We start from the raw sequence: 25,287 nt of genomic DNA on the forward strand, positions 1-25,287 counted from the left end.
CCGTCTCAGATGATCAGAGCGCGACCTTGAGGACGCCGGTCAGCGCGAGCTGCGCGAGGGACAGCGGGACGAGCCACGCCCACGCGAGCTTCTGGAGCTGGTCCTCGCGCATGCGCGGGTAGCTGACGCGGAGCCAGATCACGCAGAACGCGAGCACGCCGCCCTTGAGCAGCGTCCACAGCCAGCCGAGCTCGGTGTTCAGGAACGGGCCCTTCCACCCGCCGAGGAACAGGACGGCCGTAAGCCCGCACAGGACCACGATCCCGGCGTACTCGGCCAGGAGGAACAGCGCGAACCGGAGCCCGCCGTACTCGGTGTACGGCCCGAAAATGATCTCCGAGTCGGCGACCGGCATGTCGAACGGCGGGCGGCGCAGCTCGGCGAGGCCCGCGACGAAGAACACCACGCCGCCGACCGCCTGCCACGGCAGCCACCACCAGCGCCACTCCTCGACGACGCCCTGCAGGGACAGCGTCCCCGCCGCCATCGCCACCGACGACGCCGCGAACACCATCGGCAGCTCGTACGACATCAGCTGCGCCGCGACCCGCATCCCGCCGAGCAGCGAGTACTTGTTCGCGCTCGCCCAGCCCGCCATGATCGCGCCGATCACGCCGACGCCCATCACGGCGAGCGCGAAGAAGATCCCGGGACCGAGGTCGAGGGCGACCTGCCCGCCCGGACCGATCGGGATCACGAGCAGGACCAGCAGGTACGGGACGATCGCGACGCCCGGCGCCAGCTTGAACACCCACCGGTCGGCGTCGCGCGGGACCACGTCCTCCTTCTGCGCGAACTTCACCCCGTCGGCGACGAGCTGCGCCCAGCCGTGGAACCCGCCCGCGTACATGGGCCCGAGGCGGCCCTGCATGTGCGCCATCACCTTGTGCTCGGCCTGCCCGACCAGCAGCGGCAGCAGCGCGAACGCGCCGGCCACGAGGACCAGCTTGACCACGACCTCAAGCATTCGGTCCCCAATCCTCCGGCACGCCGGGCGGGCGGACACGGCGGCGGCTCGGCGCCCCGTGCCCCGATTCGCCCGGTTCCTTGGCGCCGGGCCACGGCTTGGCGACGCGGGCGGCGAGCACGAAGTCCTTGCGCAGCGGATGGCCCTGGAAACCGTCCGGCAGCAGCAGCGGGACGAGGTTCGGGTGGCCTTCGAACAGGATGCCGAACATCTCCGCCGTCTCCCGCTCGTGCCACGCCGCGCCCCGGTACACGCCGGTCGCGGTCGCGAGGACCGGGGCCCGCTTCGGGACGCGCGTCCGGATCAGCAGGTGGTGGCGGCGCTCCAGCGAGTACACGTGGACGACGACCGCGAAGCCCTCGTCCATCTCGTCCACGCCGGTCAGCCAGTCGAAGAAGCCGCAGGCGAGGTCGTCGCGGGCGAACGCCAGCGCGTCGGTCCAGTGCTCGGGCGGGACGCCGACGGCCAGGCCGCCGTGCGTCTCCTCGGTGGAGATCTCGTCGCCGAAGCGCGCCGTCCAGGCGGCGGTCAGTGCCTCGCTCATCCGTTCTTGGCTCACCGGTCACGCCCGATGCGGTCGTCGTGGTCGTCGTCGTCCGTGAGGCCGGGGATGATCGACGGGTCGTGCCGGCGGCGCTCGTCGTCCGCGCCCTCGTCGCTTGCGCCCTGGTCGCCTGTGTCCTGGTCGCCTGCGTCCTGGTCGCCTGGGTCCTCGACCGGCGGGACGGGACGCGTGACCTCCTCGTCCGCGACGGTCGGGACCGGCGCCGTGGCCTGCTCGTCCGGGACTGCCGGAACCGGAGCCGTGGCCTGCTCGTCCGGGACGATGCGGTTGGGCCGCGTCACGTCGTCCGGCTTCGCGGGTTCGGCCGCGGGCGGGGCTTCGGATTCGGACACCTCGGGCAGGTCGGCGTCGCCGAGGTGCCGGACCGGCATGGTCTCGTCCTCGGCCCCCTCGCTCACCTGCTCGACCGCCTCCTCGTCCTGGACGCCCCAGTGGTCGAAGGTCTCGTCCGCCTCCTGCGGGGGCGGTTGCAGCGGGCGGCGCAGGACGGTCGCCGACAGCGGGCGCGGCTCCGGCGGCGGGCTGAGCGGCTCACCGCCGTTGTAGCGGTCGCCGAGCGACTCGGCCGCGATCTTCTCCTGGAGGTGGACGATGCCGTGCAGCAGCGCCTCGGGACGGGGCGGGCACCCGGGCACGTAGACGTCCACCGGGATGATCTGGTCGACGCCCTTCGTCACGCAGTACGAGTCCCAGTACGGGCCGCCGCAGTTGGAGCAGGCGCCGAAGGAGATCACGTACTTCGGCTCGGGCATCTGCTCGTACAGGCGCCGCACCGCGGGCGCCATCTTGTCGCTCACGGTCCCGGAGACGACCATCAGGTCGGCCTGCCGCGGACCCGGCGCGAACGGGATGACGCCGAGCCGGATGAAGTCGTGCCTGCTCATCGAGGTCGCGATGAACTCGATGGCGCAGCAGGCCAGCCCGAAGTTGAAGACCCACAGTGAGTAGCGGCGTCCCCAGTTGAGCACGAACTTGATCGGCTTCGGCGCGACCCGCGACAGCGGCCCGACGCTCGGCGGCGGTAGATCCACAGTGCCCACGACGCCATTGTTACAGCGCCGGGCGGCTCAGACCCAGGAGAGGACGCCCTTCTTGCCCGCATACGCGAGCCCGGCGGCCAGGAACGCGAGGAACACGAACATCTCGCCGAGGGTCGTCGCCCCGTACCCCGGGGCCGAGAAGACGGTCGCCCAGGGGAACAGGAAGACCGCGTCCACCGCGAACACCACGTACAGGTAGGCGAAGACGTAGTAGCGCACGTAGGAGTGCGCCCAGCCCTCGCCGACCGGGTCGACCCCGCACTCGTACGTGGTCAGCTTCTCCGCGGTCGGACGGGCGGGGCGGAGCAGCCGGTTCGCGCCGAGGGCGCCGCCGACGACCCCCGCGCCGGCGAGGAGCAGGACCACCACGACGACATACGTGTCGAAATAGTTATGCACCAGATCCTCCTCGCCTGCGTCTCATCCAGTATCCCCGCAGTGCGGCAAGGGAGTGTGGCCTTGTACCTCCACCCCGGTGGATCACAATGCCAGACTTTTGCTGCACACTAGGTTTGCATGGGGTCACTATGACCTGGAAGGACGTGACCGGATGAGCAACCCTCCGCCTCCCCCGGGCTGGGAATCCCCGGGCGGGGCCTCCTGGCCGCCTCCGCCGCCGCCAGCGGGCCCGGGCGGGCCCGGTCCCGGCGGGCCCGGAAGCCCAGGTCCGGGCGGGCCTCCCCCACCACCCGGCGGCTTCGGCGGCCCCGGGACCCCGCCCCCCTTCTTCCCCCCGCCCCCCGGCTCCCCGATGGGCCCCGCGATGCCGCCGCCGAGGCGCGGCGGAGGCGGCGGCCTGGTGATCGGCCTGATCGGCGGCGGCCTCGTGCTGCTCGTCGTGATCGCCGTCGTGGTGTTCGTGGTCGCGAGCAGCGGCGGCAAGTCTCCCGAGGAGAAGCTGACCGCCGCGGCGAGCAGCCTCAACTCGGCCCGCGCGGTGGGCCTGAAGGGCACGTTCGGCGGCGGCAAGACGCTGCGCGGCGAGCTGAACGTCACCAAGGGCGGCCGCGCGATGGGCCCCGTCAGCTGGAACGGCGACCAGGTCACGGTCCTGTCCGCCGACGGCAAGCTGTTCGTGAAGGCCGACAAGACGTACTGGTCCCGGGAGATCTCCAGCACCGACGACCCGTACTACCTCGCTTCCGGCGAGCAGTGGGGCCGGCTGGACGCGGACGAGCTCGACCTCGACTTCAAGACGCAGCTCACCCCGTCCGCGCTGGCGAGCAAGATCCGCTCGGCCCGAACGTCGCGCGTCAAGCCGATCGAGACGACGTGGTCCGGCAAGAAGGCGCTGAAGTTCAGCACCTTCTCCTCGACCCTCTACATCACCGACGAGGACGACGCCGAGCTGCTGCGCTACGAGGCGACCACGCCGCGCGTCTCGGTGGACGTCACCCCGAAGGACTCCAGCGACGCCTCGTCCCTCATCTCGGACATGCGCACCAGCATGGGCGAGCTGAAGGACTCCTTCAACGGCTCGGCCCGGCCGACGGTCGACGAGTGGAAGAGGGGCGGCTGCAACGGCGACTCCGGCTGCACGGTGGAGGCCAAGATCCGTCCGCCGTACGACGTGGAGAAGCCCGTCACGATCGACGTCCGGTTCCGGCTCACCGCCGGGTCGCTGACCGGCCGTGACCTCGGCAACTGCACGACCCGCATCACGATCAGCGGCTCGCTGTCGGAGTGGGCGAGCTGCCGGGTCACCAGCAGCGCGTGGACGAGCTGGGCCAAGGCCACCGGCGGCACCTTCTACAAGCACGCGCAGTACAAGGTGATCGGTGCCACGTCCGCGGAAGTTCAGGCTCTGCAGAGCGGGCTCGACAGCGAATGAGGCCGCAGGTGAGGCGCGTCCCGCGCTGATCCGAGGCCGCCCGGGTGCCCGGTGGCGCTCCCTCCAGACGGGGGGAAGCGCCGCCGGGCACCCTTATGCTCTTCGTGGACGCCCCTCCAGGGCCCCGGCGGCCGACCCGCACCCCCCGCAATGGTCCCGAGCCCCGCCGGCATCTCCTGGAGAGGGCCGCTGATCCCTTGCTTTGTGCCTGACGGAAGGGCCCCGACCCGGGCCCCGGAAGTGAGCAGAGTGAGCCCCGAGTGAGCGCTGAACAGGACGAGCCGTCGCAGGCGGCCTCCGCCCTCCCCCCGTCCGCGGGCACCTCGTCCCCGGACGACCCCGGAGACGCCCTCCAAGGCCCGCATCCCGGCGACAAACACGTCGCCGGGGCCCCGCCGGCCCGGCCGTCCCCACCACCCGCGGCGCCGTCCCCAGAGGGCCCGCCCTCATCAGACGAAGCACCCAAGGCGCCAACGCACCAACCTCCTCCGAGCGCCACCACCCCCAGCACGCCTGACACCGCCCCACCCGGCGGCCCCGGCACACCCGGTGCCGCCGGCACGCCTCGCGACCCGGGCACGCCCGTCGACCCCGGGACGCCCATCAGCTCCGGCGCGCCCGCCGGCTCCGGGACGCCGGTCGATCCCGGGACGCCCATCAGTCCCGGCTTGCCTGGTGGTCCTGGCATGCCGGCGAATCCGGCCATGCCGCGTGGGCCCGTTCCGTTGAGGCGGCGGCGGGCTCGGATGGTCGGGGTCGCGGGGGCTGCGGCCGTGCTCGTCGTCGCCGTCGCCGTGACGGCCGGAGCCTTCGCCGGGGGCGGGGAGGCGCCGAAGAAGAAGCCCAAGACCACCGCGTCCGCCGCGCCTCCGGCGTGGACGGTCGCGGCCGGGCGGACGCTCACGTCCGGGACGGGCCTGCGCTACGACGGCACCCTGACGGTGAACGGGCAGCCCGTCCAGGCGCATCTGCGGGTGACACCGTCGGGCGCCGTGTCCGGGACGTTCACCGCGGGCCTGCTCACGGCGGACGTCGTCGCGATCGACGGCGTCACCTACCTCAAGGCCGCGCCGGCGTTCTGGCAGACCTACGCCGCCGGCGTCGCGCACCCGGAGTACTACGCCGGACGCTGGTCCAAGGCGCCCGCGTCCATGCCCGGGTTCGACGTGCCGGACGTCCTCGGCCCGGAGGCGATCGCCAAGCTGCTCGCCAAGGCCCCGGCGAAGCCGCCCACCGAGGACGTGAACGGCGTCCGCGCGTACCGGGTCAAGACGCAGGGCGCGGAGTACCTGCTGACGGCGGCGGCCCCGCACCGGCTGCTGGCCGTGCGGCCGTCGGGCCAGGCCGGGCCGCGCTTCACCGTCGCGCCCGTGACGGCGCCGGCGACGTTGTTCGCCGAGCTGCGGCCGCGGGTGGCGCGGCTCGGAGGGGCGGCCGATCCGGGCCTGCGCTTCACCCCGGGGACGCTGACGTTCCGCAACTGCGACCAGAACACCAACGGCTGCACGGTGAACGTCCCGGCCACGCTCGCCTCGCCCGCGGGGGCGGTGCCGGACGGGGCGCGGGCCGCGCTGCGGGCGTCGATCACGTCCCAGGGCAAGCCGCTGGGGTCGTGCACCGGGTCGGGGCCGGTCCCGGCCAACCGGGCGCTGGTGCTGCGCTGCACCGTCACCAGCCGGCTGTGGCGGAACTGGATGCGCGCGGCCCTCGACAACCCCGGCTCGTACCCGTACGAGGCGACGGCCCGCGTCGTCGGTGAGGCGCTGGACGCCGCCGACGTGCCGGAACTTCTCGCGCGTGTCGACCGGGAGCGCAAGGCGGTCATGCGGCGGGCGCCGTCCACGCCCGGCCCGACGGTGTCGGCGGAACCGTCCGGTACGAGCACCGAGCGGCCAGAAGTCGCCACATCACGGACACCAGGGACACCATAGGTCCCACCTTCAGGGGCGGTGCCCTCCCCCGGGATTCCGGCTGTCTACACTTCGGGTCGTGAACTCCACGCCCCTGGGGAGCCGCGGCTTCTCCACGAGTCCCGTGCGGCGGTTGGTCAGGCGACTGCACGTCGACCTGTGCCGGCAGCGCAGCAGCCTGTGTTCGCGATGAACTCGGGGACCCGTCCAGGTCGTATCCCCGGATAGGACGCGCGGAGCGGTCGCCGCCCGTCAGTGCCTCCCGGCACAGCCTCCATGACCCGCGGCCACCGGTACGGGACGGCCTACGCCACCGTCCCGCTGAGCGGCCCGTCCCCGATAACACCATCCGATCCCGGACATACCATGAAGGTAAGCCTTAGTAGCATCACGATCCTGGGCGCCTCCCCCAGGACGGATGCTGCGCGTCGAGGAGGTCTTCCTCTGTGACCAAACAGGTCCAGCAGCTCGACCGCGTCATCATCCGTTTCGCCGGAGACTCCGGCGACGGCATGCAGCTGACCGGCGACCGCTTCACCCAGGAGACCGCGGCGTTCGGCAACGACCTGTCGACGTTGCCGAACTTCCCGGCCGAAATCCGCGCCCCCGCCGGGACCCTCCCCGGCGTGTCCAGCTTCCAACTGCACTTCGCCGACCACGACATCCTGACGCCGGGCGACGCGCCCAACGTCCTGGTCGCGATGAATCCCGCCGCGCTCAAGGCCAACCTCGGAGATCTGCCGCGCGGCGCGGACCTGATCGTCAACACCGACGAGTTCACCAAGCGCAACCTGTCCAAGGTCGGCTACGAGACCAGCCCCGTCGAGGACGACTCGCTCGCCGAGTACCGGGTGCACGCGCTGCCGCTCACCTCGATGACGGTGACGGCCCTCGCCGACTTCGACATCTCCAAGAAGGACGCCGAGCGCGCGAAGAACATGTTCGCGCTCGGGCTGCTGTCGTGGCTGTACCACCGTCCCACCGAGGGGACGCTCGCCTTCCTGGAGAAGAAGTTCGGCTCCAAGCCCGAGATCATGAAGGCCAACATCGCGGCCTTCCAGGCGGGCTGGTCGTACGGCGAGACCACCGAGGCGTTCTCGGTGCAGTACGAGATCAAGCCGGCGCAGCACGAGCCCGGCCTGTACCGCAACATCACCGGCAACATCGCCCTGTCGTACGGGCTGGTCGCCGCCGGCGTGCAGAGCGGGCTGCCGATCTTCCTCGGCTCGTACCCGATCACCCCGGCGTCCGACATCCTGCACGAGATGTCCAAGCACAAGAGGTTCGGCGTCCGGACGTTCCAGGCCGAGGACGAGATCGCCGCCGTCGGCGCGGCGCTCGGCGCCTCCTTCGGCGGGTCGCTCGGCGTCACCACGACGTCCGGGCCCGGGATCGCGCTGAAGAGCGAGACGATCGGCCTCGGCGTCGCGACGGAGCTTCCGCTGCTGGTCATCGACGTGCAGCGGGCCGGGCCGTCCACCGGGCTGCCGACCAAGACCGAGCAGGCCGACCTGCTGCAGGCCATGCACGGCCGCAACGGCGAGGCGCCCGTCCCGGTGATCGCGCCGCAGTCCCCGTCGGACTGCTTCGACGCGGCGCTGGAGGCGGCCCGGATCGCGGTGAAGTACCGCACGCCGGTGATCCTGCTGTCGGACGGCTACCTCGCCAACGGGTCCGAGCCGTGGCGGCTGCCGGACGTCGCGGCGCTGCCGACGATCGAGCCCGCCTTCGCGGCCCCGTCGCAGGAGGGCTTCGAACCGTTCCGCCGCGACCCCGACACCCTCGCCCGCCCCTGGGCGATCCCGGGCACGGCCGGGCTGGAGCACCGGATCGGCGGCCTGGAGAAGGCCGACGTCACCGGCAACATCTCCTACGACCCCGCCAACCACGACACGATGGTCCGGCTCCGCCAGGCCAAGATCGACGGGATCGCGAACGACATCGACCCGCTCGCCGTGGACGACCCGTCCGGTGAGGCACGCGTCCTGGTGATGGGCTGGGGCGGGACGTACGGGGCGATCTCGGCGGCCGTCCGGCGCGTCCGGGCGTCCGGCCGGAAGATCGCGCAGGCCCACCTGCGCCACCTCAACCCGTTCCCCGCGAACCTGCCCGAGGTGCTGCGCTCCTACGACAAGGTCGTCGTGCCGGAGATCAACCTCGGCCAGCTCGCGCTGCTGCTGCGCGGCCGGCTCCTCATCGACGTGATCGGCTACAACCAGGTCCGCGGCCTGCCCTTCAAGGCCGAAGAGCTGCAGGGCGTCTTCCAGGATGTGATCGACAGTGAGTGAGAACGGCTCCAACGGCAACGGCGCCGTCAACGGCAACGGGAAGTCGCTGCTCTCCCTCGTCCCGAAGGCCGAGGGGAAGCAGACGCTCAAGGACTTCAAGACCGACCAGGAGGTGCGCTGGTGCCCCGGGTGCGGTGACTACGCGATCCTCGCGGCCGTCCAGTCCTTCCTGCCCGAGCTCGGGCTGCGCCGCGAGAACATCACGTTCGTCTCCGGCATCGGCTGCTCGTCCCGGTTCCCGTACTACATGAACACCTACGGGTTCCACTCGATCCACGGCCGCGCGCCCGCGATCGCGACGGGGCTCGCCACGTCCCGTCCCGACCTGTCGGTGTGGGTCGTGACCGGGGACGGCGACGCGCTGTCCATCGGCGGCAACCACCTGATCCACGCGCTGCGCCGCAACGTCAACCTGAAGATCCTGCTGTTCAACAACCGGATCTACGGGCTGACGAAGGGCCAGTACTCGCCGACGTCCGAGCTCGGCAAGATCACCAAGTCGACGCCGATGGGGTCGCTGGACGCCCCGTTCAACCCGCTGTCGCTCGCGATCGGCGCGGAGGGCACGTTCGTCGCCCGCACCATCGACTCCGACCGCAAGCACCTGCAGTCGGTCCTGCGGGCCGCCGCGCAGCACCGCGGCACGGCGCTCGTCGAGATCTACCAGAACTGCAACATCTTCAACGACAACGCGTTCGAGCCGCTGAAGGACGCGTCGGTCCGCGACGACGTCACGGTGCGGCTGGAGCACGGCGAGCCCATCGTGTTCGGCGCCGACCGGTCCAAGGCGCTGCGCCGCTCGCCGTCCGGGTCGTTCGAGGTCGTGAACGTGGCGGACGTCGACGCGTCCGAGATCGCCGTGCACGACGCCCACGACCCGGACCCGTCGCAGGCGTTCGCGCTGTCGCGGCTGGACCAGCCCGCGTTCGAGCACACCCCGATCGGCATCTTCCGGGACGTCGACCGCCCGTCCTACGACGAGCTGATGCGGGCCCAGCTCGACGACGCCGTCCAGACGCAGGGCGAGGGCGACCTCGCCGCGCTGCTCGGCAGCGGCGACACCTGGCGCATCGACTAGCACGCGTCCGAAGGCCCGGTCCCGGTTCGGCGGGGCCGGGCCTTCGCGCGCTTCGTGCGCTTCGAACGCCCGTGGACGGGGCACGGTTTCATCACGTGGTGAGCGACGGGCACCCCGCGCCGGTCTTCCCGGCGGGACACGGTGCGGGACGGCGTCTCATCCTGAGAGACTGAGGAGATCATGGAGCCGGGGAGGTGCCGATGCGGGTCATACCGCGCCGCAACAAGGGACGTCAGCGCGACGGCGAACCCACCGCCCCTCCTCCCCAGCCCGACGGCTCGGCGCAGCCCGGCGACATAGCGCAGGCAAGTGATTCGACGCCGCCCGGCGGTTCAGCGCAATCCGACGAAACGACGCAGCCCCTAGACACGGCGCAGCCCGGGGGCCCGACGCAGCCTCTCGGTACGGCGCAGGACGGCGATTCAGCGCAGGACGGTGGCTCGGCGCAGGGTGGTGGCTCGGCGCAGGGTGGTGGTTCGACGCGGCCGCTCGGTGTCGGGCCGACGACGGCCGTCCTGCCCGCTGCGGACGCGGTTCCGCCGGCGTCCGAGGCGGCGCGGCGGCGGGCGCGGGCGGCGGCGCGGCGGCGGGAGGCGGCTGAGGCGAAGCGGAACCGGGCGGGGCACCGTCCGGGACGGCCGCCGAGGGCGGCGCCGCCGGCACGGGCCGCCGAACTGCACCGGTCGGCGCTGCTGGTGATGGTGCTGACGCTCGGGCTGCTGATCGCGGCGGTCGCGGTGACGGGCGCGATGATCGCGTCCTCGATGCGGACGCGGCCGGTGACGCTCGCCGCGCCGCTGCACATCTACCCCGTCGCGCAGGCGGTGCCGGGGCCGTGCCCGGCCGGGACGCAGGGCATCACCGCCCAGTCCGGGGCGGGGCCGACCTGCTACCGGCTCACCCAGGGGATCGCGATCCGCAAGGTCGCCGACCTGCGCGTGCAGAAGTCGCGGGTGCAGCCGGGCGGCTACGACGTCGCGGTGACGCTCCGCCGCGTCGACCGGCAGGCGTTCGCCCAGCTCACCCGCGCGACGGTCGGGCGCGACCTGGCGTTCGTGGTGCGCAGCCGGCTCATCACGCTGCCGCGCGTCGACATGGCGATCACCGACGGGAAGGTCGTGGTGACCGGCTCGCCGGACCGGGCGACCGCGAACCGGCTCGTCCGCGACCTCAAGGGGCGGTAGGCGTCACGCCTGGGGAAGCTCCTCACCCTGCACGGCCTGGATCTCCATCTCGACGCGGAGGTTCTCGCCGACCAGCGCGACGCCCGCCTCCAGGATCTGGTTGAAGCGGATGCCGAAGTCGGTGCGGCGCAGCTCGGCGGTGGCGCGGAACGCCGCCCGGACGCCGCCCCACGGGTCGGTGCCGGTGCCGAGGTAGGTCATGTCGAGGTCGACGGGCTGGGTGAGCCCGTTGAGGGTGAGCCGCCCGTGCACCGTCCAGCGGTCGGGTCCGGCGCCGGTCAGCCCGTCGCCCTCGTAGGTGATGACCGGGTGGTCGTCGACGTTGAGGAAGTCGGCGGAGCGCAGGTGGTCGTCGCGCATCTTGTTGCCGGTGTCGATGGACGCCGCCTCGATGCGGGCGGTGACGCGCGACTCCTCGACCGGTTCGGCGATTTCCAGGCGTCCCTCGAACACCGCGAAGCGGCCGCGGACGCTCGACAGCCCGAGGTGCTGCGCGACGGCGCCGACGCTGGAGTGCGCCGGGTCGATCGTCCAGGTTCCGGGGGCGGGGAGCTCGGTGCCGCCCGCGCGGCCGAGCACGACCTTCCCGATGTCGGCCGTGCCGGCGCTGGACACGATCAGCGTGGCGGCGGCGGGCTGGAAGCCCATCGCGGTCACGATCACCGTGTACGTGCCGGCGGGCAGCGGGCCGGCGGCGAGCACGCCGTCCTCGCCGGCCTGCTCCCGCGCGACCTGGTTGCCCGCGAGGTCGGTGACCGTGACGACGGCGTGCCGGACCGCCCAGCCGTCCTTCGTCCGCACCGTGCCGCGCAGGCCTCGTTCAGCGTCCATCAGCGACCCGCACTCCAGGTTCGTGTCATCGGGGTTCCCTCCGCCGGACGGGTCCGCGCCCGTCACTCGTCGGGGTAGCCGAGCTCGAGGTCGTGACCGTCCATGCCGCCGCCCGACAGCGACAAGCCGGTTGCGACCGGAGGATATCCGGACGCGATCACGGTGTACTGGCCGCCGGTGAGGTCGGTGAACGCGTACTCCCCGTCCGGCCCGGTGATCACCATCGCGACGACGTTGCCGGCGGCGTCCACGAGCGTGACCCGCGCGTCGCCGACCGGCGCGCCGGACTCGTTGCGGACCGTGCCGCGGATCCGGGCGCCGGGCGGCATCTCCACGTCGGCGCGCGTCTGCCCGTTGCCGGTCACCTCCACCGGCAGCGCGACCGGGCGGTGCGCCGCGGCACTCACCGCGAGGGTGTAGGAGCCGGCGGCGAGGCTCTCGAACACGTAGCGCCCGTCGCCGCCGGTGCGGGCGGTGCCGACGACGTCGCCGCGGACGTCGGTGACGACGACCATCGCGTTCGCGACCGGGGCGCCGTCCCCGCCGCGGACCGTCCCGGCGAGGCCGCCGCTGCCGGCCAGCAGCAGGTCGAACTCGACCGGGCGGTCGCCGACGACGAGCGTCGCCGCCTGCGGTTCGTGCCCGCCGGTCGCGGCGATCAGCACGTAGCTGCCGGGGCCCGGGGTCGGCAGCGCGTACCGGCCGTCCTCCTGGGTGACGGCGCGGGCGAGCTGGTGGCCGTCCACGCCGATGAGGGTGAGCGCGGCGGACGGGACGGGCTCGCCGTCGCGCGTCCGGACGACGCCGCGCACGGGCACGCCGCCGCCCTGCCCGTTCTGCTGGGCGAGGAGGCGCACCTGGGCCGCGAGGTCCGGGGCGGCGCCGTTCGGCGGCGTCTCCGGCGGGGTGGGGGCGGTGGCGAGCCGCGCGTCCCGGTCGTCGTCGAGGTGCGCGCCGCGGGCGTGCCGGCCGGCGCCGACCGCGGCGACGGCGCCCGTGCGCACCGCCGGGGCCGGCGGGCGGACGACGCCGTCGTCGGCGGGCGGACCGGCCGGGGTGTCGGCGCCGCCCCGGTTCGCCGACCCGCGCAGCGGCAGCTCCCGCAGCAGCAGCACCGCGAGGAAACCGAGCAGCGCCACCGGGATGGCGAACAGGAAGACGCTCTCCAGCGAGTGGGTGAACGCGTCCTGGATGATGGCCTGGACCTGCGGGGGCAGCTTCTGGATCTCCGCCGGGGAGCCCAGTTCCGGTCCGCCGCCCCCGGCCGGCAGCGGGATGCCCGCGGACCGGAAGCCGCTGGTGATCTCGTCCGCCACCCGGTTGGTGAGGATCGCGCCGAACGCGGCGACGCCCATCGCGCCGCCGAGGTTGCGGAAGAACGAGACGCCGGACGTCGTGGACGCGAGGTCGGCGGGCGCGGCGGCGTTCTGCGCGGCGAGGATGAGGATCTGCAGGCAGAGGCCCATCCCGACGCCGAGGACGGCGAGGTCGACACCGATGACCGCCTCCGGGGAGTCGGTGTGCAGCCGCGACAGCAGGTACAGGGCTCCGGCGATGCACAGCAGCCCGATCACCGGGAAGATCTTGTAGCGGCCCGTCCGGGTGACGACCTGCCCGGAGCCGGTGGAGGTGACGAGCATCCCGACGACCAGCGGCAGCGTCATGAGGCCGGACGCGGTGGGGCTCATCCCCTTGACGATCTGCAGGTACTGCGGCATGTAGATCATCACGCCGAACATCGCCATGCCGACGCAGATCGAGATGAACGACGTCAGCAGGAAGGTCGGGTTGCGGAACAGCCGGGGCGGCAGGATCGGGTCGCGGGCGATCCGCTCGGCCACGATCGCGAGCAGGAGCAGCACGCCGGCGGCGCCGAGGAGGCCGTAGGCCCATTCGGAGTCCCAGGCGAACTCCGTCCCGCCCAGGGACAGCACCAGCATCAGCGCGGCGGCGCTTCCGGTGATCGTGAACGCGCCGAAGACGTCGACGCGGGTGTCGCGCCGCACCTTGGGCAGGTGGAGCACCTTCTGGATGACGAGGAACGCGACGATCGCGAGCGGGACGCACACGTAGAAACACCAGCGCCAGCCGAGGGCGTCGGCGTCCACGATGAACCCGCCGAGCAGCGGCCCGGCGACGGTCGCGATGCCGAACACCGCGCCCATGTAGCCGGCGTAGCGCCCGCGCTGCCGGGGCTCGACGACGTCGCCGAGGATGACCTGGGCGAGCGCGGACAGGCCGCCGACGCCGAGGCCCTGGAACGCGCGGGCCGCGATGAGCTGGGCGATGTTCTGCGACAGCCCGGCGCCCACCGACGCCACCACGAAGATGAGCAGGGCGGTCTGGAACATCAGCTTGCGCCCGGCGATGTCGGAGAGCTTGCCCCACAGCGGCGTGGACGCGGTCATCGTGAGCAGCGTCGCGCTGGCCACCCAGGAGAGCTTGTCCTGGCCGCCGAGGTCGCCGACGATCGTCGGCAGAGCCGTCGCGACCACCGACGTCGAGATCATCGACGTCAGCATCGCCATCATCAGCCCGGCGAGGATCTCCAGGATCTGACGATGCGTGTAGTGCGGTCGCGCTTGCTCTGACGTCGCCGGGCCGTGCGACGCCATGCTCGCCTGAGCCACCCTGCCCCCATCGGACGAAGAATTACCTGTGCTTTGCATGTACCTTATGTAGACGCTTGTTTACTTGCAACCCGGTGGATACTGGGCACGGACCGTCACCGAGAGCCGGGGTTTGGGGATGCGGGTCGAGCACGAGGCCGAGAGCACGGCGGAGCGGCGCCCTAAGCGCGACCGGGAGGCCACCCGGCGCCGCATCCTGGACGCGGCCCGCGACCTGTTCGGCGAGCACGGCTACGACGGCGTCACCGTCCGCATGATCGCCGCCCGCGCCGAGGCGAACATGGCGCTGGTCCACCGCTACTTCGGCTCCAAGGCGGCGCTGTTCGGCGAGGTGCTGGCCGGCGAGTCGGTGATCCGCGGCGTCATCGCCGGCGACCCCGCGGGGCTGCCGCGCCGCCTCGCCGAGCACTTCGTCCGGCAGATCGAACGCGGCTCGGTCACCCCGATGTCCCGGATGCTGGACCGGTCGGCCGGCCAGCCCGAGGTCAAGGAGATCCTGCTCCAGTACCTGGAGGACGTGATCGTCCAGCCCCTGGTCGCCCAGCTCGACGGGCCGGACGCCCGCGCGCGTGCGCTGCTCGCGTCCACGATCATCATGGGCGGCGGCCCCGTCCGGCGGCTCCTCGGCCTCTCCGACCTGCGCGCCGCCGACCCGGCCGACCTCACCGACCGCCTCACCGCCATGTTCACCGCCGCCCTCGCGGCGCCCGCCCACCGCGAGCCGTGACCCCCGCTTCACCGGGCGGCCGTACATCGCGAGATGTAACGGCGCGGCGCGGCGTACGGCGGCGGGCGCAGCGGACATCGCCGCGAGGGCGGAGCAAGGGCCCGCGCGCCGCGCATAGGGTTGCTGACCATGAGGGTGGGGGGCGCACTCCGGGCGCGGTGGGGCAGGACGGGACGTTCCACGCGGTGGGCCGCGGCCGGAGCCGCGATCGCGCTGGCGGGCGGCGGCGCGGCCTGGGGCGCGGCGGCGGACGGAGCCGCCCGCGTCGAGACGTCCTCGCAGCGCATCGCCGTCGTCGACGGGCCGAAGGACGACCAGCGCGTCACCCTCGACACGACGTTCTACAAGCCCGTCGGGCGGGCGAAGGGCCCGGCGGTCCTGCTCGGGCACGGCTTCGGCGGCAGCAAGCAGGACGTGGCGGGCGAGGCGCGCGAGCTCGCCCGCTCCGGGTACGCGGTGCTGGCGTGGTCGGCGCGCGGGTTCGGCGGCTCGTCCGGGGAGATCGCGCTGAACTCCCCCGACTACGAGGTGAAGGACGTCCGGCAGCTGATCGACTGGCTGGCGCGGCGTCCCGAGGTCCGGCTGGACGGCCCCGGCGACCCCCGCGTCGGGATGGCGGGCCAGTCGTACGGCGGGGCGATCGCGCTGATGACCGCCGCCTACGACCGCCGGGTCGACGCCATCGCGCCGCAGATCACGTGGAACAGCCTGCCGGACGCGCTGTTCCCGGACGCCGCCGCCGGGGCGAAGCCGCTGGACGGCGTGTTCAAGAAGCTGTGGGCCGGCCTGTTCTTCACCGGCAGCGCGGACCGGACGGCATGCGGACGCTTCCTGCCGTCACTGTGCGACATGTACCAGGAGGTGGCGGAGAAGGGCCGCCCGACCGAGTCGGCGATCGCGACGCTGCGCCGGTCGAGCCCGGCGTCCGTCGCCGACCGGATCAGGGTGCCGACGCTGCTCGTCCAGGGCCAGACCGACTCCCTGTTCCCGCTCGGCCAGGCCGACGCGAACGCGCGGGCCATCGCCGCGAACGGCGCGCCGGTGTCGGTGGTCTGGTTCCAGGGCGGGCACGACGGCGGAGACCCGGAGACCGAGCGGGTCGAGGGCCTCGTGCGCGACTTCTTCGACGCGCGGCTGATGCGCACCTCCGCCCCGGCCCTCGACGGTTTCACGGTGACGCGGGCGGGCGGGCTCGACTCGTCCACGCAGCAGGTCGTCGTCGAGGAGGCGACGACCCGCCGGTATCCAGGCCTGTCCGGCGATCCCGCCCGGCTGCCACTGTCCGGCGGCGAGCAGACGATCTTCAACCCGGCGGGCGGGTCGCCCACCTCGATCTCCGCGCTGCCCGGGCTGGGCGCGCTCGGGTCGCTGGGCTCGCTCGGCTCCCTCGGCGGGCAACTGCCGACGGACATGCCGGGGCAGACCGCCACGTTCGACACGCGCCCGCTCGACCGTCCGCTGCGGCTGACGGGCGCGGCGACCGTCCAGCTGAAGATCGAGGGCGACGGGCCGCTGTTCGCCAAGCTCTACGACGTCGCGCCGGGCGGATCCGCGTCGCCGGCGCGGCGGCTCGCGGCACCCTTCCGGGTGTCCGGCGGGGACGAGGTCACGGTCACGCTCCCCGCGATGGACTACCGCTTCGACCGCGGGCACCGGCTCCGGCTCGTCATCGCCACCACCGACATGGGGTTCGCGACGCCCGCCGAGCCGTCGTCCTACAAGGTGACGGTCGTGTCGCCGCTGAGCGTGCCTTCCGTGCCGTCTCTGAAGACCGCGTCGGCGCCGCTCCCCGTCTGGGTGTGGGTGCTGCCGCTGGCAGGCCTCGCTCTGGCTCTCGTCATCCTTCTCCCTGGACGACGCACGCGCGGCGCCGAAACGGACAGTGACGTCCCCCTGGAGATAACCGGACTGACGAAGGCCTACAAGAACGGACACCTGGCCGTCTCGGACCTGTCGTTCCGAGTGGAGAAGGGTCAGGTACTAGGGCTGCTCGGTCCGAACGGTGCGGGGAAGACCACGACCCTGCGCATGCTCATGGGGCTCATCCACCCGGACTCCGGCACGATCCGTATCTTCGGCCACCGCGTGTACCCGGGGGCGCCCGTACTGTCCCGGCTCGGCTCGTTCGTCGAAGGGCCCGGCTTCCTGCCGCACCTCTCAGGGCGCGACAACCTCGACCTGTACTGGCGCGCCACAGGCCGTCCCCTGGACGAAGCCCATCTCGACGAAGCGCTGCGTATCGCCGACCTGGGCTCCGCACTGGACCGGGCCGTCCGCACCTATTCGCAGGGGATGCGGCAGCGCCTCGCCATCGCACAGGCCATGCTGGGGCTTCCGGACCTCCTCGTCCTGGACGAACCGACCAACGGCCTGGACCCGCCGCAAATCCGCGAGATGCGGGAGGTGCTCGTCCGGTACGCCGCCGCCGGGCGGACCGTCATCGTCTCCAGCCACCTGCTCGCCGAGGTCGAGCAGACCTGCACGCACGCCGTCGTCATGGCGGGCGGCCGCCGCGTCGCCGCCGGCCCGGTCGCCGAGATCACCGGCTCCGGCCGCCGCCTGGAGGACGCGTTCCTGGAGATCATCGGGGAGGGGTCATGACCGCCTACCACGTCCGGCGCACCCTGCCGCTGCGGGTCGAGGCCGTCCGCCAGTTCCGGCGCCGCCGCACGCTCGTCGCGTTCGCCATCCTGCTCGTCCTCCCGTGGGTGCTCGTCGCCGCGTTCAAGCTCGGCGGGGACCCGGGGCCGGACGGCGTACCGAGCCTCGTCGACGTCGCCACGTCCAGCGCGATGAACTTCGCGCTGTTCGCCCTCTTCGTTTCGACCGGTTTCCTGCTGGTCGTCGCGGTCGCCCTGTTCTGCGGCGACACGGTGGCGAGCGAGGCGAACTGGTCGTCCCTCCGCTACCTGCTGGCCGCGCCGGTGCCGCGGGCCCGTCTGCTCCGGCAGAAGCTGATCGTCGCGCTCTCCTACGCCGTCGCCGCGGTCGTCAGCCTCCCGCTGATGTCCCTGATCGCGGGCACGGCCGGCTTCGGCTGGGGCGACGTCGAACTCCCGACCGGCGGCACCGTCCCGGTGAGCACCGCCCTCGGCCGCATGGCGATCATCATCGGCTACTCCCTGATCGCGCAGCTCGTCGTGGCCGCCCTCGCGTTCCTGCTCTCGGTCACGACCGACTCGCCCCTCGGCGCGGTCGGCGGCGCCGTCGGGCTCGTCATCGTCAGCAACATCCTGGACGCCGTCACCGCGCTCGGCTCCTGGCGCGACTTCCTGCCGACCCACTGGATGTACTCGTGGATGGACGCTCTCCAGCCCCAGATCCAGTGGACGGGCATGGCCAAGGGCGCCGCCGTCTCCGTGACCTACTCCCTCGTCCTGTTCGCCCTGGCCTTCCGCCGGTTCCGGACGCGCGACATCGTCTCCTGATCCACCCTTCGTTCCGCGACCGTCCGGACACGGACAGCCTCCGGAAATTCGGTCGAACGGGCAGGGTCCGTCGCATAAGCTCAGCGAACCTCCTGGAGGCCGCCCGCGTCGTAGGAGGTAACCGCTCGACCACCGGGTTAAGTCAGGCCCGATGGGGGGAGATGATCACCATGGCACGGCAGCAACTCATCAAGCGCCCCAAGCCCCCACGTCAACCGAGCCCGCCCGACCTCCGGACCCCCTCGGGGCGTCTCCTGCCGTACTGATCACCGCGCGATCCGCGCCAGAAACCGCTCCCTGTCCACGACGACCCGCTCGATCCGCCCCTTCCCCACCACGGTGCCCCGCTCGTCGACGGCCTCGAAACCGAACACGAGCCGCGTCCCGTCGACGTCCCGCAGCACGGCCGTGACCGCCACCCGCCCACCGGTCGGGGTGGCCGCCCGATGCTCCAGCTCGACCCGCGTCCCGACCGAGGTCCGCCCCTCGCCCAGCCGCGACGCCACCGCCTTCACCGTGGCCGCCTCCGCCAGCGCCAGCAACCGCGGCGTCCCCAGCACGGCCACATCACCACTCCCCAGGTGAACAGCTGTGTCGTCCTCTCCGACAACAACCTCCACACCCCCGCGCAGCCCAACCTCGACGTCCATACCCCCATCCTTCCCCAGGGGCCGATCCGGGCCTGAGCCAGATGCCACATGGCTTTTCGCGAGGTTACTTTAGGCCATCACTCGGCATACAGATCGCAGTCGGCAGATCAGTCATCGCACGTCAACCACGGTCCCCTGCCGGTTTCCGTCACGGGCAGAAGGCTAGCAGCAAAGTGCCATGTTGCTAACCGACCTATGTTTTCCTGCACAAGGCGGGCTGCATCGGGCAGAATCAAGCTGACGGCAGGGACCGAGGACGGCAGATGCGGCTTCTATCGCGGCAAGTGTGGCTTCCATGGCGATGGCTCACGGGCAATGGTCGGCTCAAGTACCGCCTGCTCCTCGGCGTAGACCTGGAGAGGTACAGCCACCTGACCGCCCACCAGCAACTCGCGGCGCAGAAAGATCTGCGAAGTCTGATCGACCGCTGCGCGAAGCGGACAGGACTCCGCCCGAAAGCCTGGTATCGCCAGCCGGGCGGAGATGGTGAGCTCATCGTCCTGCCCCTCGGTGTGGACGTCGTTCGCGTCGTGGGCGCCTTCGCGCACGCCCTGGAACGCGCGCTCACCGAACTCAACGACCGGCGGGCGCCCCGGCTGCGGCTGCGGCTCGCGTTCCACCACGGCACCATGATCGACGGACCGCTCGGACCGGCCGGCCAAGCGCCCATCGTCGTCTCGCGCCTCCTGGACGCGGCGCCGCTGCGCGCCTACCTGACCGAGCACCCGGACCGCGACCTCGCCCTGGTCGTGTCCGACTCGCTGTTCAAGGACGTCGTGGGGAGCGGCTTCTGCGCCGTGGACCCGGCGGACTTCATCGGCCTCGAAGTGGAGATCAAGGAGAAGACGTATCGCGGCTACATCTACCACGCCGAGCCGGTACCGATCACAGGGTGAACCTTTCGGGCGGCGCTCACCCGTACCTCTTCTTGATGGAGCGCCTCAGGACCTGCCACTGCGCACCGGAGATGCTCAGGACGGCGCCGAGGTGTTCCTTGGAGTCCCGCACGAGCACGGAGGTACCGTCAAAGGCGATCTCGACACAGTCTCCAGTGGCGCTTCGGCGACTCTTCCTCCAGATCACCTCTGGTCGCTCCGCCCTGTCCACACTCGCTCCTCCCAACGGCACCGCGACGCGACTGCCAGAGACTCTGGAGGCACAACCTGGGAGGCCCACTCGCGGACATCCAGAATGCGGATGGCGACCTTTCTGTTCAGGCGGACGTCCCCAATCCCGGCCGTACCCTTCCGCACACGATCTCAGGCGGACCAACAATCCTGTGACGCGCTCTGTCAAGGTGAGAGTGTAGGCGTTGACCAGAGATCAGGCCATAGGCGAATCAAGCATCGGCACTTGGCGGCGCGCGTCAACCCGTTCGAAGAGATTCCGCGACGGTGTTGAGCAGGACGGCCGACCCTTCCGGCCCCAGGGAGATATTACGAAGGACCTCGAACTTCTCCCTGTACCGGACGACTTCCTCGCGATAGTCGCGGCCGATCAGTTCCCCTTGCGCGCCTTCCAGATAGAGCACGTCGTCATCTTCGGGCTCGGCGAACTCGATGAGCTTGAACGGACCCACCAGTCCCGGATGCGCACCGTGAGCAAAGGGAACGATCTCGATCGTCACGTTGGGGCGCTTGGCCATCTCCAGCAGGTGCGACAGTTGCGCCCGCATCACCGTGTCACCCCCGACCGGACGCCGGATCGCGGCCTCGTCGATGACGAAGAAGAACCTGGGCGGAGTGTCGCCCTCGAATATCTCCTGCCTGCGAATACGCACTTCGACCAGTTCATCGACCTGGTCGGCGGCATCATCCGTGCGCAGGTTCGACAGGATCTCCTTCGCATAGCTGCTGGTCTGCAGAAGCCCCGGGATCACCAGAGGCTGGAACTCCCGGGAGACCCCGGCGGCCGACTCGAACCCGATCAGCTCCGCCATCTGCGGGCTGAGGACCCTGCGGTACGCACTCCACCACGCCGTTTCACGGGCCGCCCGCGCGAGCGTCAGGAACTCGTCGAATCGCTCCTGCGGCACCCCGTACTGCTGCAACATGACCCGGACGTCGCTGACGGCCACCCTGACCGTTCCGCCCTCGATGCGGATTATCTTCGACAGCGACCATTCCAGGCCTTTCGCCGCCTGTTCCTGGGTCAACCCGGCGGCCTCGCGCGCCTTGCGCAGATCGATCCGAAGGCGTCGCTGATGCACAGTCGGACTGTCCGGCATGCCCAACACCTCCCCTTTAGCCAGAAGGCCGTCTGCCACGTTTCAAAGAGCTTAGGTCGCAAAGACTAGTGCACTCGTGGCCCGGCGTCGCGACTTCGGTCAGGTTTTACCGAGTTCCGTAGCTACTCGTTAGCGTTGCGTCACCAGAGCCACGCAAAACACCACATGCGCCACATCCGCCGAAGATGACGCAATCCCCTTGCGCGAGATCCCGTCCCCAGCCAGACGCCCTGCGACCAGTGAGCACCGCTGGACCATGCCTGCCGGTATGGCGGTGTTGCGGTCCCTTTAGGCTCGGTGCGTCGGCAACGTCCAGCACCATGGAGCTCTCATGACACCCCAGGCAGGAACCGAAGCCCCCGACTTCACCTTGAAGGACCAGAACAACCAGGAGGTCACGCTCTCCGCCTACCGCGGCAAGCAGAACGTGCTCCTCGTCTTCTACCCGTTCGCCTTCTCGGGGATCTGCACCGGGGAGCTGTGCGCCGTCCGTGACGACATCGGGAGCTTCCAGAACGAGGACGTCCAGGTTCTCGGTATCTCCGTCGACCACGGGTTCGCTCTCAAGGCGTGGGCCAATGAGGAGGGCTACCAGTTCCCGCTGCTGTCCGACTTCTGGCCCCACGGTGAGGTCGCCAAGCTCTACAACGTCTTCAACACCGACCGCGGCATGGCCGTCCGCGGCACCTTCCTTGTGGACAAGTCCGGCGTCCTCCGCTTCACCGAGGTGAACGCCCCCGGCGAGGCCCGCGACCAGGACGCCTGGAAGAAGGCCGTCAGCGCCCTCTCCTGACGTCGAGGACGGGCCCGTTGCCGGAGACCATCCGCCGCCCCTGCGAGGCGGCGGCTGGTCTCCTCACCCGGCGTCGGTCACCTCGATGGAGGAGAGACCAGGGCGTCCATCCGGGCGCGGGTTTCGGCGGCCTGGGGATCCCGGAGGTCCTCGAAGACGGCCAGCGCCTGCCGCCAGGAGTCGCGTGCCGCCTCAGGGCGGCCGGCTTCACGCTGGGCATCGCCAAGGTCGAGCAGAGCCCGGGCTTGGCCATGACGCTCACCCGTCGCGCAACGGACGGCGAAGGCCCGCTGGAAGTGCTCGATGGCCTCCTCCAGGCGCCCTTGGCCGCGGTAGGCCTTTGCGAGGTCGTGGAGGGTCCAGCCTTCACCCCACCGGTTGCCGATCCGGCGGAAGTGTTCCAAGGCCTGCCGGTAGTAGTCGACGGCCTCGTCGAACCGGCCGAGACCTCGGTAGGCGTTGCCGAGCCCGATGAGGGCGGTGCCCTCGCACACCTGTTCTCCGGCTTCCCGGACGAAGACCAGACCCGGATGGAGGCATTCGACGCTCTCCGCGTAGCGTCCGAGATCGTTGTAGCAGGTTCCCAGGCAGACCAGGGCCGACCCTTCGAGCCATCGATCGCCGATCTCGCGCGAGATCGTCAAGGCCTGCCGGGCGTGCTCGACGGCCTCTTCGTATCGCCGAAGATCCCAGTAAGCGGCACTGATGAAGTTGAGCGCCCAGCCCTCACCGAACCGGTCATGGATGCTGCGGGCCGACCTGAGGGCGATCTGGTTCGTGGCGATCCAGTCGGTCCAGTGCCTGCGCAACTGGAAGAACCCCCACAGCATCGCGGGCAGTTTCCAAGCGATGACATGCTGACCGTGCTCCGCCGCCTGGCGGATGGCGGCCACCAGGTTGGCGTGCTCGGCGTCGCACCACTCCAGCGCATGGTCGAAGGTGGTGAAGACGGGCGGTGCGCATTCCTGGGGGTCGAGCGGGACGCGGCGGCGATGCGGGATGAGAACGAGATCGGCCGCGTGGGCGGTGTGCAGGTACCAGGTGAGGAGCCGCCGCGTCGCGGCCTCGCGGTCATCGGAGGTCTCCTCCACGGCGGCGCGTTCGGCGGCGTAGACGCGCAGCAGGTCGTGGAACCGGTAGCGGTACGGGGCGGACTCCTCCAGCATGTGCGCGTTGGCCAGCGTGTCGAGCAGCCCCCGCGCCGTCACCGGGTCGACGTCGGCGAGCACGGCGGCGGCCTGGAGGCTGATGTCCGGCCCGGCATGCAGGCCCAGCAGGCGGAACAGCCGTGCCGCCCGCGGCGAGAGGGCCTGGTAGGACCAGGAGAACACCGAACGCACCGCGGTGATCTCCTCGTCCGCGGCCAGCAGGTCGAGGCGCGCGTCCTCGTCGGCGAGATCGCCCGCGAGGTCGGCCAGCCCGATGTGAGGGTGGGTGGCCACACGTTCGGCGGCGATGCGCAGAGCCAGCGGCAGGTAGGCGCACCCGCGGGCGAGTCCGGCCGTCGCGGCGGGGTCGTCGTCGACGCGGGCGTCCCCGATGATCTGCCGCAGCAGCCCGATCGCCTCGTCCGGGCTCAGCGGATCGAGACTGATCCGCTTCGCGCCGTCCCGGGCGACCAGGCCGGACAGGCGGCTGCGGCTGGTCACCACCGCGAGGCAGCCCGGTGAGCCGGGAAGCAGCGGGCGTACCTGCTCCGCGGTGGCGGCGTTGTCCAGGACCACCAGGACGTGCCGCCCGTCCAGCAGCGACCGGTAGAGCCCCGCCTTCTCCTCCACCTCGGCGGGAATCTCCTCCGCGGGCACGTTCAGGGCTCGCAGGAACCCGTCCAGGGCATGCCCGGGAGCCATCTGCGGACCAGGGTCATAGCCGCGGAGGTTCACGTACAGGTGCCCGTCGGGGAACCGCTCTCGCACCTGGTGCGCCCAGTGCACCGCCAGCGCGGTCTTGCCCACGCCCGCGGTGCCCGAGATCGTCGAGATGACGACGGGCGCGCCCCGGGACTCGTCCAGCAGCCGGGTCAGCGCCGTCAGCTCGACCGTCCGGCCGACGAAGTTGGAGATCGGAGCGAGAAGCTGCCTGGGCGCGGCCGGCGCCGTCCGGGGGACGGCTCGATCAGTGCCCCCGTCGCCGGGCGGGTAGGGGTGATCGGGCAGGCCGATCCAGGCCGTCGTCCGGGTCTCCTTCACCTCCACCCGGACCCGCCTGAACGTTGCCGGACCGCTCGCCGGATCGTGCCGGATGACCTCCTCGAAGAACCAGTCCGAGGCGATCAGCGCGACGGTACCGGGCGAGGCGGCCAGAGCCGACTTCAGCTCGGCGGCCTCCAGCAAACGGAAGGCCAGATTGAGGGCACCGCCCGCTACCCCGTGCTGGTCGTAAAGAACCTCACCGGCGTGCACGGCGACCCGCAGCCGGACGCGGGCCTCCTCATCACACCGCCGGTTGTGCCGCATGAGCGCACCGGCCAGGTACTCGGGAAACCGGGCCACCAGGAGATTTTTCGGCACATCCGGAGGAACGAGGACAAGCGCCCCGTCGCCACGATCCTCGCGGTGAACCCAGGAGATGGCGGATTCGGCGAACGCATCGTCCAGCGCGCGATACATACCCTTGCGTACCGCGACCTGGTCACGATTGGTCCGGCGCGGATCTCCGAAGCCTTCCACGTCGACGGCGAGGATCGTCCGGTGCACCGCAGGCGTCAACGCATGCATCTGATCTGCTTCCCACGGTCGGCGGTACATGCTGTGAGGACCGAGCTGAATTCTTTTTTACGTCCAGCCACCAGGACGAACCGGTTGGCACACCACTCGATGGAAGCAGGACCCGAACAGGATCTCACGATGCGCACTCAGACCGTCGCTTAACGGAAAAACTCATCCGAGCGGGTCCACCACTATCGGGCCTCTTGCCTCTCGGCCAGTGGCCGCAGGACTGCGGCAGCTCTGCCCCGCCGTCCTCCCGCGTGACGGCTCAGTATCGCACGTCAAGTTGCTCTACAAAGCGACCGATTCTGGCACTCAAGGCCGAGGGCATGGCTTCGAGAAAGTCCTCGATTCCATCTCGCACGGTGAGGTCGTTTCAGGTATTCACCCGCCATGTAGTAATCCTGACGGGGCCAACCTCTTCCATGCG

The 25,287-nt window shown here is 71.2% G+C and carries 19 protein-coding genes and 1 pseudogene; 10 read left to right on the forward strand and 10 right to left on the reverse strand.

The features are described from left to right. Positions 1-13: 13 nt before the first annotated feature. The 4 genes and pseudogenes from ABGB11_RS15920 to ABGB11_RS15935 form a co-directional block, all read right to left on the reverse strand. Positions 14-967 carry a complex I subunit 1 family protein gene (locus tag ABGB11_RS15920; RefSeq protein ID WP_347633346.1) on the reverse strand — a complete coding sequence of 318 codons (954 nt, stop codon included), beginning with the start codon at positions 965-967 and terminating at the stop codon, positions 14-16. Then, entirely contained in the window at positions 960-1,511 is a 552-nt protein-coding gene (locus tag ABGB11_RS15925; protein WP_347633348.1) for an NADH-quinone oxidoreductase subunit C, read from the reverse strand. Before ABGB11_RS15925 ends, ABGB11_RS15920 begins: the two co-directional genes overlap by 8 nt. Positions 1,512-2,089: 578 nt before the next feature. After that, positions 2,090-2,533 (reverse strand): annotated as a pseudogene (locus ABGB11_RS15930) (NADH-quinone oxidoreductase subunit B family protein); the annotation flags it as partial. 66 nt (positions 2,534-2,599) lie between these two features. Further along, positions 2,600-2,971, reverse strand: coding sequence for an NADH-quinone oxidoreductase subunit A (locus ABGB11_RS15935; RefSeq protein ID WP_347633350.1), 372 nt, complete (start codon positions 2,969-2,971; stop codon positions 2,600-2,602). 364 nt (positions 2,972-3,335) lie between these two features. Between ABGB11_RS15935 and ABGB11_RS15940 the strand changes: the two genes are divergently transcribed. The 5 genes from ABGB11_RS15940 to ABGB11_RS15960 all read left to right on the forward strand — a co-directional run bounded on the left by ABGB11_RS15940 (position 3,336) and on the right by ABGB11_RS15960 (position 10,863). Further along, positions 3,336-4,403, forward strand: a complete 1,068-nt coding sequence (locus ABGB11_RS15940; RefSeq protein WP_347633352.1) for a hypothetical protein — start codon at positions 3,336-3,338, stop codon at positions 4,401-4,403. A gap of 746 nt (positions 4,404-5,149) precedes the next feature. Next, entirely contained in the window at positions 5,150-6,334 is a 1,185-nt protein-coding gene (locus tag ABGB11_RS15945; protein ID WP_347633354.1) for a hypothetical protein, read from the forward strand. Positions 6,335-6,759: 425 nt separating this feature from the next. Continuing rightward, a complete protein-coding gene (locus ABGB11_RS15950) occupies positions 6,760-8,601 on the forward strand; it encodes a 2-oxoacid:acceptor oxidoreductase subunit alpha (protein ID WP_347633356.1) in 1,842 nt (613 codons plus the stop codon). Beyond that, positions 8,594-9,679: a 2-oxoacid:ferredoxin oxidoreductase subunit beta gene (locus tag ABGB11_RS15955; RefSeq protein ID WP_347633358.1), complete on the forward strand. Its 1,086-nt coding sequence runs from the start codon at positions 8,594-8,596 to the stop codon at positions 9,677-9,679. Before ABGB11_RS15950 ends, ABGB11_RS15955 begins: the two co-directional genes overlap by 8 nt. Positions 9,680-9,879: 200 nt before the next feature. After that, a complete protein-coding gene (locus ABGB11_RS15960) occupies positions 9,880-10,863 on the forward strand; it encodes a hypothetical protein (protein ID WP_347633360.1) in 984 nt (327 codons plus the stop codon). 3 nt (positions 10,864-10,866) lie between these two features. Here ABGB11_RS15960 and ABGB11_RS15965 read toward each other — a convergent pair whose 3' ends face one another. Together ABGB11_RS15965 and ABGB11_RS15970 are read right to left on the reverse strand one after the other, a co-directional pair. Then, entirely contained in the window at positions 10,867-11,694 is an 828-nt protein-coding gene (locus ABGB11_RS15965; RefSeq protein WP_347633362.1) for a YceI family protein, read from the reverse strand. Positions 11,695-11,756: 62 nt separating this feature from the next. Next, positions 11,757-14,324, reverse strand: coding sequence for an MFS transporter (locus tag ABGB11_RS15970; RefSeq protein WP_347633363.1), 2,568 nt, complete (start codon positions 14,322-14,324; stop codon positions 11,757-11,759). A 118-nt stretch (positions 14,325-14,442) separates the two neighbouring features. Between ABGB11_RS15970 and ABGB11_RS15975 the strand changes: the two genes are divergently transcribed. The 3 genes from ABGB11_RS15975 to ABGB11_RS15985 all read left to right on the forward strand — a co-directional run bounded on the left by ABGB11_RS15975 (position 14,443) and on the right by ABGB11_RS15985 (position 18,479). Next, on the forward strand, positions 14,443-15,051 hold the full coding sequence (locus tag ABGB11_RS15975) for a TetR family transcriptional regulator (RefSeq protein ID WP_347633364.1): 609 nt from the start codon (positions 14,443-14,445) through the stop codon (positions 15,049-15,051). Positions 15,052-15,180: 129 nt separating this feature from the next. After that, positions 15,181-17,652, forward strand: a complete 2,472-nt coding sequence (locus tag ABGB11_RS15980; protein ID WP_347633366.1) for an alpha/beta fold hydrolase — start codon at positions 15,181-15,183, stop codon at positions 17,650-17,652. Continuing rightward, a complete protein-coding gene (locus ABGB11_RS15985; RefSeq protein ID WP_347633368.1) occupies positions 17,649-18,479 on the forward strand; it encodes an ABC transporter permease subunit in 831 nt (276 codons plus the stop codon). The genes ABGB11_RS15980 and ABGB11_RS15985 overlap by 4 nt, the downstream gene beginning before the upstream one ends. Before the next feature lie 266 nt (positions 18,480-18,745). Here the strand turns inward: ABGB11_RS15985 and ABGB11_RS15990 are convergent, their stop codons facing one another. Beyond that, complete coding sequence (locus ABGB11_RS15990; protein ID WP_347633370.1) at positions 18,746-19,129, reverse strand: hotdog domain-containing protein; 384 nt, start codon at positions 19,127-19,129, stop codon at positions 18,746-18,748. Positions 19,130-19,392: 263 nt separating this feature from the next. On the opposite strand from ABGB11_RS15990, the gene ABGB11_RS15995 reads away from it, so the two are divergent. Further along, a complete protein-coding gene (locus ABGB11_RS15995; RefSeq protein WP_347633372.1) occupies positions 19,393-20,025 on the forward strand; it encodes a hypothetical protein in 633 nt (210 codons plus the stop codon). 16 nt (positions 20,026-20,041) lie between these two features. Here the strand turns inward: ABGB11_RS15995 and ABGB11_RS16000 are convergent, their stop codons facing one another. Both ABGB11_RS16000 and ABGB11_RS16005 read right to left on the reverse strand, forming a co-directional pair. After that, on the reverse strand, positions 20,042-20,305 hold the full coding sequence (locus ABGB11_RS16000) for a DUF397 domain-containing protein (protein WP_347633374.1): 264 nt from the start codon (positions 20,303-20,305) through the stop codon (positions 20,042-20,044). A gap of 190 nt (positions 20,306-20,495) precedes the next feature. Then, positions 20,496-21,356 (reverse strand): helix-turn-helix transcriptional regulator, encoded by an 861-nt coding sequence (locus tag ABGB11_RS16005; protein ID WP_347633376.1) that lies wholly within the window; start codon positions 21,354-21,356, stop codon positions 20,496-20,498. 331 nt (positions 21,357-21,687) lie between these two features. On the opposite strand from ABGB11_RS16005, the gene ABGB11_RS16010 reads away from it, so the two are divergent. Beyond that, the gene (locus tag ABGB11_RS16010) at positions 21,688-22,149 is read left to right on the forward strand and encodes a peroxiredoxin (protein WP_347633378.1); all 462 of its coding nucleotides are present in this window, start codon (positions 21,688-21,690) and stop codon (positions 22,147-22,149) included. A gap of 77 nt (positions 22,150-22,226) precedes the next feature. On the opposite strand, the gene ABGB11_RS16015 is transcribed toward ABGB11_RS16010, so the two are convergent. Beyond that, positions 22,227-24,641 (reverse strand): tetratricopeptide repeat protein, encoded by a 2,415-nt coding sequence (locus tag ABGB11_RS16015; RefSeq protein WP_347633380.1) that lies wholly within the window; start codon positions 24,639-24,641, stop codon positions 22,227-22,229. Between the last annotated feature and the right edge of the window lie 646 nt (positions 24,642-25,287).

This window comes from Actinomadura sp. B10D3 (assembly GCF_039871695.1).
In the GTDB taxonomy this organism is placed as follows: domain Bacteria; phylum Actinomycetota; class Actinomycetes; order Streptosporangiales; family Streptosporangiaceae; genus Spirillospora; species Spirillospora madurae.